11 protein-coding genes are annotated in these 17,061 nt (G+C 70.6%); 4 read left to right on the top strand and 7 right to left on the bottom strand.

Going from position 1 to position 17,061, the window contains the following annotated elements; translation table 11 throughout:
* Window positions 1-121: 121 nt before the first annotated feature.
* The 3 genes from AB0N78_RS00415 to AB0N78_RS00405 are packed head-to-tail and all read right to left on the bottom strand — an operon-like array spanning window position 122 to window position 6,028.
* Window positions 122-3,613 carry an error-prone DNA polymerase gene (locus AB0N78_RS00415; protein ID WP_363384336.1) on the bottom strand — a complete coding sequence of 1,164 codons (3,492 nt, stop codon included), beginning with the start codon at window positions 3,611-3,613 and terminating at the stop codon, window positions 122-124.
* Window positions 3,606-5,225 (bottom strand): DNA polymerase Y family protein, encoded by a 1,620-nt coding sequence (locus tag AB0N78_RS00410; RefSeq protein ID WP_363384333.1) that lies wholly within the window; start codon window positions 5,223-5,225, stop codon window positions 3,606-3,608. Before AB0N78_RS00410 ends, AB0N78_RS00415 begins: the two co-directional genes overlap by 8 nt.
* Entirely contained in the window at window positions 5,222-6,028 is an 807-nt protein-coding gene (locus AB0N78_RS00405; RefSeq protein WP_363384331.1) for a hypothetical protein, read from the bottom strand. Before AB0N78_RS00405 ends, AB0N78_RS00410 begins: the two co-directional genes overlap by 4 nt.
* 206 nt (window positions 6,029-6,234) lie before the next feature.
* On the opposite strand from AB0N78_RS00405, the gene AB0N78_RS00400 reads away from it, so the two are divergent.
* Both AB0N78_RS00400 and AB0N78_RS00395 read left to right on the top strand, forming a co-directional pair.
* On the top strand, window positions 6,235-6,771 hold the full coding sequence (locus tag AB0N78_RS00400; protein WP_363384328.1) for a YbhB/YbcL family Raf kinase inhibitor-like protein: 537 nt from the start codon (window positions 6,235-6,237) through the stop codon (window positions 6,769-6,771).
* Complete coding sequence (locus AB0N78_RS00395) at window positions 6,771-7,337, top strand: YbaK/EbsC family protein (RefSeq protein ID WP_363384326.1); 567 nt, start codon at window positions 6,771-6,773, stop codon at window positions 7,335-7,337. The genes AB0N78_RS00400 and AB0N78_RS00395 overlap by 1 nt, the downstream gene beginning before the upstream one ends.
* Window position 7,338: 1 nt before the next feature.
* On the opposite strand, the gene AB0N78_RS00390 is transcribed toward AB0N78_RS00395, so the two are convergent.
* Window positions 7,339-8,109, bottom strand: a complete 771-nt coding sequence (locus AB0N78_RS00390; protein ID WP_363384324.1) for a TetR/AcrR family transcriptional regulator — start codon at window positions 8,107-8,109, stop codon at window positions 7,339-7,341.
* Window positions 8,110-8,197: 88 nt separating this feature from the next.
* Between AB0N78_RS00390 and AB0N78_RS00385 the strand changes: the two genes are divergently transcribed.
* Together AB0N78_RS00385 and AB0N78_RS00380 are read left to right on the top strand one after the other, a co-directional pair.
* Window positions 8,198-9,136, top strand: a complete 939-nt coding sequence (locus AB0N78_RS00385) for an NAD-dependent epimerase/dehydratase family protein (RefSeq protein ID WP_363384321.1) — start codon at window positions 8,198-8,200, stop codon at window positions 9,134-9,136.
* 36 nt (window positions 9,137-9,172) lie between these two features.
* Window positions 9,173-10,597, top strand: coding sequence for an NAD(P)/FAD-dependent oxidoreductase (locus AB0N78_RS00380; protein ID WP_363384318.1), 1,425 nt, complete (start codon window positions 9,173-9,175; stop codon window positions 10,595-10,597).
* Here AB0N78_RS00380 and AB0N78_RS00375 read toward each other — a convergent pair.
* Genes AB0N78_RS00375 through AB0N78_RS00365 form a run of 3 tightly spaced genes read right to left on the bottom strand, consistent with a single transcriptional unit; the run spans window position 10,584 to window position 16,941 of the window.
* The gene (locus AB0N78_RS00375) at window positions 10,584-12,617 is read right to left on the bottom strand and encodes a serine/threonine-protein kinase (protein WP_363384315.1); all 2,034 of its coding nucleotides are present in this window, start codon (window positions 12,615-12,617) and stop codon (window positions 10,584-10,586) included. The two genes, AB0N78_RS00380 and AB0N78_RS00375, sit on opposite strands and share 14 nt — an antisense overlap.
* The gene (locus AB0N78_RS00370) at window positions 12,614-13,861 is read right to left on the bottom strand and encodes an ABC transporter substrate-binding protein (protein ID WP_363384312.1); all 1,248 of its coding nucleotides are present in this window, start codon (window positions 13,859-13,861) and stop codon (window positions 12,614-12,616) included. Before AB0N78_RS00370 ends, AB0N78_RS00375 begins: the two co-directional genes overlap by 4 nt.
* A gap of 2 nt (window positions 13,862-13,863) precedes the next feature.
* A complete protein-coding gene (locus AB0N78_RS00365) occupies window positions 13,864-16,941 on the bottom strand; it encodes a hypothetical protein (RefSeq protein ID WP_363384309.1) in 3,078 nt (1,025 codons plus the stop codon).
* Between the last annotated feature and the right edge of the window lie 120 nt (window positions 16,942-17,061).

Raw genomic sequence — 17,061 nt, 5'->3', positions numbered from 1 at the left:
GACATTCCCGGTGGGACGAACCTCCACCAGAGCTGCGCCATCAGCCAATCTAGCCGGTCGCCGTTCAGCACGGAAAAGCACTCGTCGCCATTGTGCACATGTCGCCACAATCGCCCGGAACTCATTGGAAGTCCCGGGAGGTACTGGCCACGCGCAGGGACATCGGTGCCAGATGTTCGGCAATCAGGTTGGTCGCCCCGTCGGCCCGTTCCACCCGACCACGCACCACCATCGCCCGGGCAGTGCGCGCGGTATGCCGGAACCGTTGCCACAGCCCGGTGCTGCACACCACGTTGAGCAGACCGGTCTCGTCCTCTAGCGACAGGAAGGTGACTCCCCCGGCGGTGCCCGGCCGTTGACGGTGGGTGATCACCCCGGCCACCGCCACCCGCCGACCGGGCTCCTGATCGAAGACTTGCACCACCCGCAACACTCCAGCGGCGTCGAGCCCGTCCCGGACGAACTCGGTGGGATAGGAGTCGACACTCACGCCGGTGGCCCAGACATCCGCCACCGCCAGCTCCACCGGACTCATCCCGGGCAGCGTCGGTGCCACCACCCCGACCGAGACACCGGGCAGCGTGTTCGGACCCTCCTGCGCCAACGCCCCTGCGGCCCACAAGGCTTCCCGCCTGGTCACCCCCAGAGACTCCAACGCGCCGGCGGTGGCCAGCGCCTCGACCTGCGCAGTGGTCAGCTCCACCCGACGCACCAGGTCCCGCAGGTCGACGAACGGACCGTGCGCTTCCCGTTCCGCGACCAGCCGTTCAGCGACCTTCTCCCCCACCCCCCGCACCGAGGCCAGTCCGACCCGCACCGCCAACGACCGAGGGATCGTGGCCCCGGAACGGTCCGGGTCGACGGTGCCGGAGCGCAAGGGTGTCAGCCGAGGTTCACCCCCCGGTGGCACGGCACCAATCCGTTCCACCACCGCTTGGACCTCGGAGCGCTGCACATCGACCCGCAGCACCTCGATCCCGTGCCGGCGGGCGTCGGCGATCAGGGTCTGCGGGGAGTAGAAACCCATCGGCTGCGCGGCCAACAACCCGGCGTAGAACGCGGCCGGGTGGTGCACCTTGAGCCAACTGCTGGCGTAGACCAGGAACGCGAAGGAGTAGGCGTGTGACTCCGGGAAACCGAAGTCGGCGAAGGCCTTGAGCTTCTCGAAGATCTCCTCGCGGATCGACTCGTCCAGACCGTTGCGCGCCATGCCGGACATCAACCGGTCACGCAGCGCCTCCATCTTCTCCATGCTGCGTTTGGAGCCCATCGCGCGGCGCAGCTGGTCCGCCTCCGCCGGGGTGAAGTCCGCGACATCGATTGCCATCTGCATCAGCTGCTCCTGGAACAGCGGGACGCCCAGGGTGCGTTCCAGCGACGGACGCAGTGCGGGGTGCAGGTAGGTCACGGGTTCGCGGCCCTGATACCGCTCGATGTACGGATGCACCGAACCGCCCTGAATCGGCCCGGGCCGGATCAACGCGACCTCGACCACGATGCCGTAGAAGCTGCGCGGTTGGAGCCGGGGCAGGGTGCCCATCTGTGCGCGGGACTCGACCTGGAACACCCCCACGGTGTCGGCGGCGCACAGCAGGTCGTAGACCAGCGGGTCCTCGTTCGGCAGGCCGTGCAGGTCGAGGGCGGGGCCACCGTGCCGGGACACCTGCTCGAAGGCCAGTCGCAGGGCGGTGAGCATGCCGAGCCCGAGCAGATCGAATTTCACCAACCCGGCGTCCGCGCAGTCGTCCTTGTCCCATTGCAGGACGGTGCGGCCCTCCATGCGTGCCCACTCGACCGGGCACACCTCGATCACCGGGCGGTCGCACATCACCATTCCGCCGGAGTGGATGCCCAGGTGCCGGGGCAACCGCAGGAACCGGTCGGCCAGGTCGATCACCTGCGCCGGGATCTCCGCCAGGTCACTGGCCGGGGGTGGCCGGTGCGCGGGCACCACGTCATGCCCGTCGGCAGTCCGGGCCCCGACCGGGCGGTACTCGTCCAGATCCGCCCGGGGCGGCTGGGTGGGCTGCGCCGGCTCTGGCTCGTGATTCCACCCCCACACCACGCCGTCCGGGTCGCGTTGTTGCTGGGCGTACTGCTCCTCCCGGGCATCCGCCGACCACCAGGGGTGCCGGGGCTGGGGACCGCGCAGGGTGCCCCAGCGTTCGATCGACTTGCTCCAGGCATCCTGTTGCCCGGCGTCGTAGCCGAGCGCACGTGCCGCATCCCGGATCGCCGAGCGCGCCCGGTAGGAGATGACATTCGCCACCTGGGCGGCGTGGGTGCGCCCATGGGTGGCGTAGACGTACTGGATCACCTCCTCCCGGCGGGCGGATTCGATGTCGACGTCGATGTCCGGCGGCCCGTCCCGTTCCGGCGCGAGGAAGCGTTCGAACAGCAGTTGGTGACTGACCGGGTCCACCGCGGTGATCCGCAGGGCGTAGCAGACCGCCGAGTTCGCTGCCGACCCGCGGCCCTGGGCCAGGATGCCCTCCCGGCGGCAGAAATCCACCAGGTCGTAGACCACCAGGAAGTAGCCGGGGAATCCGAGGTCCTCGATCACCCGCAGCTCGTGTTCCAGCTGGGCGTAAGCACCGGGCACTTTCTCTTGTTCCGGCGGCCCGTAACACTCCAGCGCACCGCGGCGGACGAGTTCGCGCAGCCAGGTGGCCTCGGTGTGGCCCTCCGGCACCGGGTAGGGCGGCAGCTGGGGCGCGACCAGGTGGAGGTCGAAGGCCAGCTCGTCGGCCAGCTCCGCCGCGGCGGACACCGCTTCCGGGTGACGACGATGCCGGTGCAGCATCTCCGCCGCGGACATCAGGTGGGCGGTGGGGGCACCGGGCAGCCACCCGTCCAGCTCCTCCATCCCGGAGCGGGCACGCACCGCCGCGAGCGCCGCGGCCAGATCGGCGTCCCGAGGGTGGGCGTAGTGCACATTGCCGGTGGCGACCAGTCGCAGTCCGCATTCGACGGCCAGGGCGGCGAGCGCGTCGGTGATCTCCCCGTCGTAGGGGCCGCCGCTCTCGGTGACCTCGACCACCACGTTGCGGGCTCCGAACAGTGCGATCAGCCGGTGCAGTTCGGCGCGGGCCCGGTCGATGCCCTCGGCGGTGACCGGGGCGGGTTGGGGACCACCACAGAGTGCCTGACGGACCGGGCCCTTGCGGCACCCGGACAGCAGCACCCACTGATCGGCGGCCCGCTCGGCCAGGTCCTCCCAGCGGTACTGCGCGGCACCCTTCACCCCGGTGGCCAGGTGTGCCTCGGCGATGGTGCGGGATAGTGCCCGGTATCCGGCTGCACCCCGGGCCAGCACCGGCAGGTGGATCGCCCGGGGGTCGGGCACACCGGTGGGCGGGTCGAGTACCTCCGGTCCGGTGGTGCCGGGCACCGGCAGGTGCAGTTCGGCACCGAAGACGGTCGGCATTCCCACCCGTCGGGCTGCCTCAGAGAAGCGGACCACACCGTAGAGGCCGTCGTGGTCGGTGAGGGCCAGTCCGGTCAGCCCCAGACGGTGCGCCTCGGCCGCGAGCTCCTCGGGTTGGCTGGCACCGTCCAGAAAGCTGAACGCGGAGTGGGTGTGCAATTCGGCGTAACGGAGCGGGTCAGTCATAGATCGCCTCGCAAGTCCACCCGTGCTGGTGGGCGGCGAGCAGCAGTGCCCGGCCGTCCATGAGGGTGGCTTGCAGGTGGACCCGGACCCGGGGACCGGCATCCTGCCACCAGCGCTCGGCCAGCGGCCACGGCCCTGCCCAGCTGGCGATCCGGTGATCGGTGGTGCGGGTGCGGACCAGGGCGGGTGGGGCGCTCAGGACCATCCGGGCACCGAGGACCACGGGCGCACCGGCGGCGTCGAGCACCTGCACCGGGGCGGGTTCCTCCGGGACAGTGGCCGGGGCCGGGGCGGGCAGCCGCCCGGGCCAGGGTCGATCCGCCGGACGAGCGACCTCCTGCTGGGCACCCCAGGGTCGCAGATGCACCTGATCGCGCACATCCCGGCCGCCCTGCACCACCGCAGTGAGGACGCCATCCCCACCGAGCAGCCCTTGTACCCGGTCCAGGGCGCGATGGGCGCGCAGGTCCCCGCCGGAGGACCCGCCCCACAGTCTCCCCTGTTCGGCCCCGGCCGCCGCGACGTCCTCGGCAGTGACGGTGAGCCGCACGATGCCTACCGGTTCGCGTTGATCGGCGTCGTCGTCCACCGGTCGGCTGAGCGCACCTGCGGTCAACCAACCGTCCAGCTGCCAGCGGATCCGGTCGGTGATCCGGGCCGCGGTGAGCCCGCCCAGCCCGCCGGTGTCGGTGCGCCAGGTCCGGGTCAGATCCTCACCGGTGTCGGTGCGGGCGGTGATCCGCAGTCGTCCGCAGCTGACCGCGTGGCTGGTCAGCAGGGTGTGCAGCTCCTCGGCCAGTCGTCGCCCGGCGAAGGTCGCGGTGTCGACCCGGTGGGCCGGGGGGTCCACTGCGGAGCTGACCTCCAGATCCGCCTCCGGACGGCGTCGTGCCGGGGGGCGCAGATCGTCGCCACGGGCCAGGGTCCAGGCCCAGCTGCCCCATTCCCCGAACCGGGCGTACACCTGCGGACCGTCGAGCCGGGCCAAGTCACCGAGGGTGCGCAGGCCGAGCCGACGCAACAGGTCGATCAGCGCGGCCACCGGTCGTTCGTCCTGCACCGCGGCGGCCAGCAGCTCACTCACCGGTCGGGGCGCGAGGAAGGCGGCGGACTCCCCCACCGGGACCCGCTGTTCGGCCCGGGCCGCCACCAGCGCGGCCAACAACCCGTCGGCGGTTCCGACCTGGCATTCGTGCCCGGTGTGGTCGGCCACCGCGGAGACCAGACGCTCGGCCAGCAGGTCTTCGGTGCCGTGGAATCGCGCCGCGCCCCCGGCCGGGAGCAGCAGCAAGCCGGGTCGGAGCACCTCGATGCCGGGCACCACGGTCTCCACCGCCACTGCCACCGGTTCGAACAGTCGGGCGTCCCGATCCTCATCGGCGGGCAGCAGCACCAGCTCCGGGCAGACCGCCTGGGCCTGACGCCGACGCATGCCCCGGCGCACCCCTTCCCGCCGGGCCAGGGCGGAAACGGTGTGCACCCGGGCACCCGCGAGCACGGCGGCGGGGTGATGCAGTGGCGTGCCGGTGGCGACCAGCGCGGCGACCACCGGCCAGTCCGGAGTCCAGACGACGGTGGTGCGGGTGCCCCGCTCCTGCGATGCCGCACTCATCCGACCAACCTCAGCCCGGACTCGGCGGCGGGGGCCAGCGGTTCCGGTGTGGGCAGGGTGTAGGGGTCGGTGTGTCCGTCGTAGGGCAGCACCAGGGTCAGCTCCTCCGGACGACCACCGGACGAGCCCCGGCCAGTGCGAGTCAGGTGCAGCTCGCGAGCACGCAGCCGACCGTCGCCCTCCCCCGGGCCCGTCCACCGTCCACCGGTGACGGTGACCACGCAGCTTGCGCCGGGCCAGGGGGCGGTCGCCAACAGCACCGATCCTCGGTCCCGGGCCCGCGCCATCAACCGTCGCCGGTCGGCGTCCTGCAGCGCCGTGCCCGGGCCGACCACCACCACATCGATACCGTCCAGCAGCGCGGCCAGCACGCTGGGTGCGTCGGGCCCCGGTCGAGGCACCAGCGCCAGCCGATCCAACCCCACCCCGGCCTCGGCAGCGGCGAGCAGCCCGATGCTGGGCTGCCCAACCACGGCGGCCCAGGCCTCCCGGGTGGTGCAGGCCGCGGCGATCATCGCCAACACCAGCGAGGTGGACCCCAGCACCGCGGTGGTGCTGCCCCGACGCAGCCCTTCCGGCAGCAGTGAGGTCAGGGCGGACGGGACCGGCAGGGGCGGACGATCAGTGAGCAGCACGGGTGCAGGTCGTGGCTCCACCTGTTCTCGGCCTGGCACCGGAAGCCGCCGGACCGGCGGCGCAGCCTCGACAGGTACTGTCACGACTTGGCGGGCACCGGTACGCAACTCCGCGGTGGCCAGAGCGGCGCGGGCCAAGGCGATCCGCTCCGCGGGTGCGTCCGTCATCCCACGCCTCCTCTCGACAGCTTGTTCGAACACATGTTCGATCATGCCAGTAGACGCCGACACGCTCTGGGGTGTCAATCCGGCCACCGCCTCCTGGGGACCACCCCTCCCTATTCGGTCCGGAACACCCCTCACCGGTCGATTCCGCGGCCCCTGTCACGGCATGATGCGAAGTGGACCCCCGACACCACGACCGGAGGAGCACCATGTCGTTCTCGCTCGACCGCCCTGAGGCACCTGAGCCCTACTCGCTGCTGCCGCAGGTACCCGAATTCGCCCTGAGCAGCACCGATGTCATCCATCGCGAGCAGATGGACGCTCGATTCACCGGTGACGGCGAGGACCTGTCCCCCGCACTGGAATGGTCCGGCTTCCCGGAGACCACCCGATCGTTCCTGGTGAGTTGCTTCGATCCGGACGCACCCACCCCGGCCGGGTTCTGGCACTGGACGGTGCTGAATGTGCCGGCGAGCACCACCTCCCTGCCCCGCGGTGCCGGACACGCCGACGGCTCCCTGCTGCCCGCCGGGGCGGTGCACCTGCGCAATGACAGCGGCAACGTGGGCTACCTGGGCGCTGCTCCGCCTCAGGGGGATCGCCCGCACCGCTACGTCTTCGCGGTGCACGCCCTGGACGTGGCAGAGCTGGACCTCGGGCCGGAGGCCACCCCGACCGTCGCAGCCTTCACCGCGCTGTTCCACACCGTCGCCCGCGCCACCCTCGCCCCGACCTACGCGCACTGATGGGCCTGGGCACCCTCGACTGGCAGCCCGCCGTCGATCACCTCGACCTGCTCGCCCCCGCCACCGCCGCCGCCATCACCGCATGGGCCGACACCGATCCTGACGTCGCCACCGACCTGGTGGTCGCCGCTATCGATCCGGAGCTTGCCGACACCGCCGCGCTGACTGAGGCCTACGATCTTCCGCTGTCCGGATCGGGCAACTGCGTTCTGGTGGCCGGTCGTCGCGGCGGTGAGGAACGGATCGCCGCCGCCGTGGTCCGTGCGACCACCCGGGCGGACGTCAACGCGACGATCAAGCGGCTCCTGGACGTGCGCAAGGCGTCATTCCTCCCGATGGACCGCGCCGTCCAGGAGTCCGGGATGGAGTACGGCGGCATCACCCCGATCGGCGTGCCCGCCGACTACCGGGTGCTGATCGACTCCCGCGTCGTCGCACCCGACCCGGACGCAGGCGACCTGGTGGTGATCGGCTCCGGTCGACGTCGATCCAAACTCGCCCTGCCCGCCGCACTCCTGGCCCGATTGCCCGGGGCCGAGGTCATCGAGGGCCTGGCCCTCGCCTGACTCAGAGCACCCCGGCCCGGGCGGCGGTACGGTGCGCCACCGCCGTCAGATGCTCGGCCCGCGCGTCGATCACCCGTCGATAGTGGCCGAAGAGCTCGAAGGTGACGCAGCCGATCAGTTCGGTCCAGGCGTCGACCACCGCGAGCGCCCGGTCCCCGGGCATGCCATCGAGTGCCAGATCGGGCCGAGCGACCGCGAGGTAGCCCTGCAGTCGTCGGATGTCCCCCTCCAGATCGCCGGCATGCTGCGTGGTTTCCGCGGCGAAGACTGCCGCTAGATCGGCCCGGTGCCCATCGGTCGCCCCCGCCGCCGAGGTCGCGCCCTGCTGCACCGCCCATGACTCACAGGCGATCTGGGCCAGCAGCAGGGACACCCGGGACGCCAGCTCGGCCGTCTCCTCCGGGGCGACATAGCCCGGCACTGGCGAGCCGTAGATCAACGCGAACTCATGCGGGTGCGCCAGCCCCCACGCGCGCACCGCCCGGAAGACCGCGTGCCAGCGCCCGGTCAGATCACCCCGGTCCACCGCCGCCTCCGCCGCAGACGCCGCGTCTGCCAGCCCCTGAAAGGCGTCGACGATCAGCGCGGTGAGCAGCGCATCGCGGCTCGGGAAGTAGCGGTACACCGCGGAGGGTGCCATCCCCAGTTCACGGGTGACCGCGCGCACCGAGAGCCCCGCCGCCCCCACCTGTGCCAGCTGCTCGCGCGCAGCATCGGTGATTCGTTGCACCAGCTCACGCCGAGCCCGGGCCCGCACTCCCTCGTTCTCCACGACTCGATCCTGCCATCGCCTTGCACCTCGGACAGAAAACGTGAACACTGCTCACATTCGAGAACGCTGTTCACACAAGGAGTTCAGCATGGCACACCGCCTCGTCGTCGGCGCCGGCCCCATCGGCAGCGCCCTCACCCGTCACCTGGCCGCCGCGGGCGACACCGTCACCCTCGTCACCCGCTCCGGACGCGGCCCCCAGGCCGACGACGTGACCCGGATCGCCGCGAACGCCGCCGACCCCGACCGACTCACCGCCCTCGCCACCGGCGTCGACACCGTCTTCAACTGCGCCAACCCCGGCACCTACTCACAGTGGGAGACCGAGTGGCCGCCACTGGCCGCCAGCCTGCTCACCGCCGCCGAGCGCAGCGGTGCCGTCCTGGTCACCCTGAGCAACCTCTACGGCTACGGACCGGTCGACGTGCCACTCAGCCGCGACCTCCCCCTCGCCGCCACCGGACACAAGGGCCAACTGCGCAACCGCATGTGGCAGGACGCCCTCGACCGCCACCGCGCCGGACGCATCCGCGCCACCGAGGTGCGCGCCTCCGACTACATCGGCCCCGAGGTCACCGCCGCCGGAGGCATGCTCCGCCGCTACGCCGACGCCACCCTGCGCGGCCGCACCGCCTGGGTCTTCGGCGACCCGGATGTACCGCACACCTTCAGCGACAGCGAGGACGTCGCCGCGCTGCTCGCCCTGGTCGCCGACGACGAACGCGCCTGGGGCCAGCCCTGGCACGTGCCCGCCGCCGAACCACGCACCATGCGACAGGCGCTCACCGACCTGGGCGCCGTGGTCGACGCGCCCACACCGCGACTGCGCCGGATGCCCCGTGCCGCCGTGAGCGCGCTGTCACCGGTGGTGCCGATCATGCGGGAGCTGGGCGAGGTGCTCTGGCAATTCGAGCGGCCGTTCGTGCTGGACGCGGCGGACACCACGCGGGAGTTCGGGGTGGTCGGGACGGCGTGGGAGACGACGGTGGAGCGGACGGGGAGGGCGTGGGCGGCACGACCGGCCTGACCTGCGCCGACCGCCACAGCCGCCTACCGTCGCAGGATGACCCTCGATGCTGTGGTGGTCGGTTCCGGCCCCAACGGGCTCGCCGCCGCCGTCACGCTGGCCCGGGCGGGCCTCGACGTCGTGGTGCTCGAGGAGCAGTCCACCGTCGGTGGCGGCAGTCGCACCGTCGACCTCGGGCTGTCCGAGGGCATCGTCCACGACCTCTGCTCCGCCGTGCACCCGATGGCCTGGTCTTCACCGTTCATGCGCGCAATCGGCATCCCCGAACGCATCGAGCTGCTGACCCCCGAGGCTTCCTTCGCTCACCCGCTCGACGGCGGCCGGGCAGCGATCGCCTGGCACGACCTGGACCGGACCGTTCACGAGCTCGGCCCCGCCGGCGGGAATTGGTGGCGGCAGGTGATCGGTGCCCTCGGTCCAGACGCGGTCGCCACCCTGCTGGAGGCACCGAGCCGCCGGCTGAGCTCGATCCCGGCCGTTGCCCGGGCGGCAGCCCGCCTTACCCTGGCCCCGCCGACCGACCCCGCTGCCGCCGCGCTGATCTCCGGGGTGGCAGCGCATGCCATCGCTCCGCTGCACGATCCCACCGCCGTCGGCACCGCTGTGCTGCTCGCCGGCCTGGCACACCGTGGGGCGGGCTGGCCGGTTCCCCGCGGTGGCTCCCAGGCCATCGTCGATGCCCTCGTCACCGACCTGATCGCGCACGGCGGGCGGATCGCCACCGATCACCCGGTCCGCAACCCCGCGGATCTGCCGCCTGCCCGTAGCACCCTGTTCGCCACCGCACCGTCGTCGGTTACCCACGCGCTCGGCGTCGATCTGCCCCCCGCAGACGCCACCCGACTGCTCAGCCATCCCTACGGACCCGGGGCCGCCGCCAAGGTCGACCTGGTGGTGCGCGGACCGGTGCCGTGGACCGATCCCCGGATCGGACACGCGGTCACCGTGCACCTGGGTGGTGGTCGTGGTGACCTCGCCCGCGCGGAACGCGTGATCGCCGCTGGACGACACCCGTCCGCGCCCTATGTCATGTTCGCCGATCCGACCGTGGTCGATCCCGGTCGACGCCGCGGTGACCTGCGCCCGATCTGGACCTACGCCCATGTCCCGGTCGACTCCACCCGTGATCCGTTGCCGATGGTGCTGGCCCAAATCGAACGCTTCGCCCCTGGGTTCCGGGACACCGTGGTCGCCGCGCACGCGGTACCGGCGGCTCGGCTGTCCGCGCACGACAGTGCTCTGTCCGGTGGAGACATCGCCGGGGGAACCCTGACGCTGCGGCGATTGCTCGCCGGACCGCTGTGGGGTCGAGCGCCCTACCGGGTGGGCGTCGACGGTGTCTACCTGTGCTCAGCTTCCGAACCGCCCGGCCCCGGGGTGCACGGGATGGCCGGGTACCGGGCGGCACGGCTGGCGTTGCGGGAGCAGTGGGGTCTAGCGGACCCGCTCAGCGCATCCTGATCCCGAAGCTCGCCTCACCCGAATTCAGGGCACCGATCCCCACCGTCACATGACAGCTGCTCTCCGGTTGCTCGGCCAGGACGCGGATGCCGATCACCTGCGCCGCGTTGCAGCTGGACACGCTGACACCATCGAGGCCGTTGCCACCGGTGAGCTGGGTCAACAGCTCGACCTCCATGCCGTCGGTGGTGTCCTGGGTGAACAGTTCGGTCTCACTGCCCTCGACGCCGCCCGCCCAGGTCGCGACCACCCGATACGGCACCGGAGTGGCAGACCCGGTGAGCGTGACACTGGTCGGCTCCACCCGGATGCCGTCCACCCGCTGCAATGCGAAGTCCGTCCCGACCACCGACGTCAGCGCGCTGTCCGTGCTCTCCTGCACCGAGTTCAACCAATCGCGGTAGTCGTCGGGAATCTTGCCCTCGTCATCCACCAGGTCGAGGTCGACCGACAGCGGCACCGTCATCGACTGGCCGGCGGCGAGCACCACGTCGGTCAGTCGGTAACCACAGGTGATGTCAAGGCCATCAGCAGAGGCACGCACACGCTGCACCACGCCGTCCTCCTCGGCCACCTCTGCGCAGTCGCTGCCCCCGTCCAGGCCTGGGGTCGCCAGCAACACATCGCCCTGGATCGGCGCATTCGGCGCAGCGGACAGGGTCACGGTCAGCGCCGTCATCTGCTCGGTGTCGTCATAGGCGGCGTCCAGATCCATCCGCAACCCGGCTGGCGTGCTCGTGCCGTTGACATGCGCCGGGGTAGTCGTGATCTCCACCACCGGCTCAGTGTCATCGGACTCGAAGACCCCCGTCACCCACAGCAGCACCGCCGCCGCGATCACCGCGACCGTGACACCCACCCCGATCAGCACCTTGGCCCGGGTGGACATCCCCGTCTCGACCGGTCGACGCGGCGCGACCCGCGCATCGGGCCGGGCAGCAGCCTTCATCATGGTGGCACCGGAGTCATCCGCCGGATCGGCCTCGGCCAGCATCGGCGTCGGACGACCCATCGGCTGCATCGGGCGCAGCGACGTCGCATCCATCCCGGCGTCCTCGCCGGAGGCGTCAACGTCGCCCGAGGCCACCCCACCGAGCGCCCGCTCCACGTCGGATTTGTCGGGCAGCACCGACCGGCTGTCCACCCAGTTCTCCGGGGCGGGCTGGGGGGCCAGCGCGGGCCCGTCCAGCACAGCCGCAGGCAGGGCACGCAGCAGTGACGCCGTCGTCGCTGCTGAGGACCGCTGAGCTGGGTCCTTGGCCAGCATCAGGTCGATGACCCGCCACAGCGCGTCGTCGATCGGCAGCCGCGGTGGTGCGGAGTTCACCTGCCGCATCGCGACGGTGACATTGGTGCCCGGCCCCGCGAACGGCGTCCGGCCGCCGAGCAACTCGTACAACACCACACCCACCGCGTAGACATCCGAGGCGGGGCCGAATTTGCCGTAGGACACCAGCTCCGGCGGCATGTAGTTGGGCGTGCCGATCAACTCGGTGGCGGGTGCAGCCTCATCCAGCATGATTCCGGCGATGCCGAAGTCGGCCAGTCGGACATCCTCGGCGCTGGGCTGCCCGGCATGGGCCAGCATGATGTTGTCCGGCTTCACATCACGGTGGATCACGCCCTGGGAATGGGCGCTGTCCAAAGCGTCCAGCACTGCCGCCGCCAGCGGCACCGCCATCGACGCAGGCAGGGTCCGCTGCTGCTTGAGCAGACTGCCCACGCTCGGACCCTCGATCAGGTCCATCACGATGGCGAGGTCCTGCCCCTCCACCACAAAGTCGTGCACCTTGACGATATTGCGGTGGTCCAGCCCGAGCAGCACCGAGCGCTCGTTGATGAACCGGGTCAGGATCTCCGGGTCCGAGGCGTGCTGCGGCCACAGCAACTTGGCAGCCACCTGCTGCCCGGTCTGCCGGTCGAGCGCTCGCCACACCTCGCCGGATGCACCCTGACCGATCCGCTCGACCAGGGTGTACCGGCTGCCGAGCGCCCGCCCGGCTGCTCCGGGATCGGTCACTGCGCGCCCCCGGCGAACCAGAACAGCGTCGCGGCGGGGTCACCGGAGGCATCGGCCGGGCGTAGCCCAGGATCAGAGGTAGAGGCGTGCAGCACCGCCACGTCCTCATCGGCCAGCGTCTGGCCCTGACCGAAGTCGAGGTCCGGTCCGACCACGCCGTCCGCATGGGCGAGATCCAGCCCGGACAGGGCCGTCCGCACCGCGGCGGGATCGGTGGAAGCCGCCGCCTCGACGGCGCGGATCAGCGCCACCGTCGCGTCGTGACTGGCAACATCACCGCGGGTGATCCCGGCAGCGCAGCTGTCGTCTCCGTAGATGTTCACGCAGTTCACGTCACCGCTGGCCAACCGCAGCGCGGAGAAGAACACCGCCGCGTTCTGCCCGGCCTCGGACTCGGTGAGCGCCACATGGTCGTCGGTGTCCGTGCCCACGCTGAACAGCCACCCGGCGGTGGTGCCCGCCGCCGTGAGCCGGTCACCGAAGTCCGTGGTCAACGCCTCCGGGGTCAACACCACCGGCAGCTGCCGGGAGCCCAGCAACCCCTGAAGCGCCACCACCAGGTCCGCCTGCTCCTGCGCCGATCCGTCGATCACCACGGAATCCACCTCACGGGACTCCAACAACGCCACGATCTCCTGGGCCATCGCCTCCGATGCGCCCAGGACACCAGCGTGGGTCGCATGCAGATCGAGCTGCTCCCGACCGTCCGCTGTCGCCAGGTAGGGGCGCTCGGCATCCGCCTCGGCCAGGGCCGCCTCGATCTGGGTCACGACCGCCTCATCACTCGGGGCCAGCGACCAGACGCCCTCACCCTCAGCACCCCCGTAGGGCAACACCACCGCGGTGCTGGCCTGCCGCGCTGCGCGCACTGCCGACGCGGTGTGATCACCGGTCGACGCCAGCACCACACCGGCAACGTCGTCGTCCAGCAGCGCCTTCATCGCCGCCTGCGCCCCGGCCTCGGTGCCGTCGTCCAACGCCACCGTGAACTCGACCTCAGCACCGCCGAGCTCGAATCGGTACGCAGCAACCCGTGCCCCCTCGACCAACGGCCGGAACTCCGAGCCGATCCCCTCCACCGGCGGCACCAGCACACCGATCCGGATCGGACCGTCGACCTGCGCCGACATCGACAGATCCGGTTGCATCGCCTCGGCCACCGGCAGCGGCTGATCATCACCACAACCGGCCAGCAGCAACGCGGACAGTCCCAGGCCCGTCGCCAGCGTCATCGTCCTGCGCATGCTCACTTCTCCCCCCGCAGCTGGAACACGAACACCGTCTCCAGGTCGTCGTCCACCTGCGCGAACGGCCGGTAGGCCGCCAGGCGCTCCTCCGCCGCCGCGTACTGCGCGGCACGCAGATCGATGTCGCGCAGCTCTCCCGAGCGCTGGTTGCCGTAGGCGGTCGTCGTGGTGCCGACCGAGTCGAGCACTGTGCCGGTCTCCCCCACCTGCGTGGTGATGCTGTGCAGCTTGCCGAGCATCCCGCCTCGGCTGGTCGGGTCCGGTGATCCCAGGTTGGCCAGCAGATCAGCGAAGTCCTGGTTCAACACCTCGGCCACCGCCGTCGACTGCGCCGCCGATCGCTGCATCGAGTCGCTCAGCTGCTGAAGCACCTGGCTGGACGCGAGATCGTAGGCGGCCAGGATCTCGTCCATCTCCGCCTTCATCTGCGCCCGGGACTCCTCGATCATCGTCAGCGAGGACTCGGTGGCAGCTTCTTTCTGCGCGGTCAGGTTGGTGACCAGCGAGGAGGACAACGCGTCGATCTCCGACTCGGCGCGATCAAGCGCACCCTGCGTCCGATCCACGGTCAGCAACAGCTGCTGGTTGGTGCTCTGTGCCGCAGTGTCGATCTGGGACTCGAGCTGGGTCAGCCGCTCTCCCAGACCGTTCTCCAGGCAGAGCAACCGGTTCGACAGCCACACCACGCCCTGGCCCGCGGCGGTCGGCTGCTCGCCCACACTCGGTTGCACGGCGGAGCAGGTCGTCACCTCAGTGAGCGGCTGCACGGTGTCATCCGGCCAGATCGCGGTGGCGAGCTCAGCCAGCGCGCCCAGCTCGGAGTCCAGCGCGGCGAGGTCCCCGCCGTCGGCGACCAGATCCGCGACCGACTGCACACGCGCCGACAGATCAACCAGTGTTCCGGTGCCCGCGCCGGCGTCGTACAACGCGGCCAGCTCCGTGTGCAGGGTGCTGGTGGTCGCCGTCAGCGCGGTCAGATCGGCGATGGCCGCATCCAGATCGGCGAATCCGCCCTGCAGACCGGCCAGCGCGGTGGAGGCCGCACTCGCGTCCGCCCCCATGGCGTTCACGGTGTCCACCGTCTCCTGGTACCCAGTGACCATCTCCCGGCTGGCGACCGCCAGACCCTGTGCGGGGCACCCGGGAACATCCAGCTGGTTGAGCGCCGCCACGATGGCATCCGCACTCGGGTCAGTGCCCAAACTGTCGGCCCAGGTGCTCGCGCAGACCTGACCGTTCGTGTTGTAGGAGGCCACCAACGCGCTCAGGTTCGCCACGTACTGCGAGTCGACGAACCACTGCCCGACACTCGTGGTGCCCTCGGCAGCATCGACGATGGCCGTGAGGTTGCCGCCGATGGTTCCGGCGTCGGCGAACAGCGCGTTGTACAGCGCATCGCGGGCGGACCCGAGGTCACCGACCGCCGACGCCAGCGCGTCGAGTTCGGCCTGCGCGGTCTGCACCGACGTCTGCGCCTGAGTCACCACTGCACCGGTCTGCTGCGCCCAGGTGGTCAGATCCGCGGACAGCGCCGTGGAGTCCGCCTCGGCGCTGACCAGGCGGTCCCGCAGGTCGGTCAGCGTGGCCGCCAGGCCGTCGCTCCCGGCGAGTACACCGGTCAGTTCGGAGACCGCAAGCTGGTCGAAGGTGTCGCGCACGTCGCCCTGCTTCTGCGCCAGCGCCTGGAAGTCGGTCGCCAGCGTGGTGCGCGCGATCGCCAGAGTGCAGGCCACGGTCCGCTGATCAGCCGCGGTCGCCTGACACTGCGCCATCGCCGCGGCGTCCTCCAACGCGGTCGGGTCGCCGATCGTCCCACGCATCAGCTCGTGCAGCGCCCCGCGGCAGTTCGTGGTCGGGGCGTCCTCGGTGAACAGGTCGACGATCGCCTGCAACTGCGCGTCGGCCACGTACACCGTGGACGCCACCGTGCGGACCTGGCCGTCCGCCAGAGTCGGCATCGTCACCGAGCACGCATCGATCGTCGTCGCCGTCATCTCCGGTGCCAGCGCCGTCGAGCCCAGAATCCCGTTCAGCGACGAGGCCAATGCCGACACACCCGAGTGCGTCTGGGAACCCACCTGGGTGATACCGCTCTGCGCGCTGCTCAGGATCGAGTCCAGCTCGCTCGCGGTCGACTCCAAGTGGGACAGCACCGTCTCCGAGCTGGACTCCAGCTCGCGGTAGGTCTGCTCACCAAGCTGCGCGACATCCATCTCCAGGGTCTCGTGCACCTGGTCGACAAACTCCAGCGCCTCAGCAAGGTTGCTGTTCACGTTCTGCACCAGCGAGATGGTCGAGGACTCCAACTGCGCGGAGTACCCGTCCGAACCGAAGGCACGGTCCACCAACGCGGACACGGAGGGGTCAGTGACCAGACCCGGCTGCACCGTGATGTCGAAGGCCGGTGTACGGAAGTCCTGGGTGTCGACCACCAGCGTGAAGTCCGCCGTGGCGGACAACATCGGCGGCGCCAAGAAGGCGGCCCACTGCACCGACCGCCCGGTGTCCGTGGTCTCGACCAGCACACCGTTGGTCGTCCGCGCATCCGCCGCACCGTCCGCGACCTGCACCACCCGGTCGCCGTTACCGACCTCGGCACTGGCCACGACGGTCAACGGGACACCGACCAGCGCCTGCTGCCGGTACCGCGCGCCGTTGGTCTCATACGACAGCTCGGTCGCCTCCGCGGTCAGGTCCTGCACACTCACCTGCACGACGAACCGGCCGGACTTCCCGTCCAACGCCGCCAGATCGGTCCCGGTGGAGCCGTCATGCCACCACGACGTCTGCACACGCACCGGCAAATCCGACACCGACTCGGTCGGATCGAGGTCCACCGTCGACTCGGAGATATGCCCCTCGGCATCCTTGGTGACACTGGCCGTCGACATCGACTGCACCGAAGTGTCCGTGCCCATGCGGACGTTGATCGTCTGCAGCCCGTACTGCTCCGACGCCGCCACCGGGCGCGTGATCAACACGGTGGCCAACACCGCGAGAATCACCACGATCGCCGCACCGCAGATCGCCCGACGGCGACTCCACCAGCTGGCTGTGAACACACTCTTGGCTGACACGAAGCTCCCCTTGTCACCGCACTCACGACGGAGCGCCGCCCTAACGGGCATTGATTACGGAGGGGGGATAGCGCAAACAAGCAATATCCAGAAGTGTTGTCGAATCAGAGGCTTATGGCG

It is taken from the genome of Cellulomonas sp. NPDC089187, assembly GCF_040685135.1.
GTDB lineage: Bacteria > Actinomycetota > Actinomycetes > Actinomycetales > Cellulomonadaceae > Cellulomonas.
The sequence above is the reverse complement of the archived record's forward strand: the minus strand, read 5'-3'. Positions and strand labels throughout refer to the sequence as shown.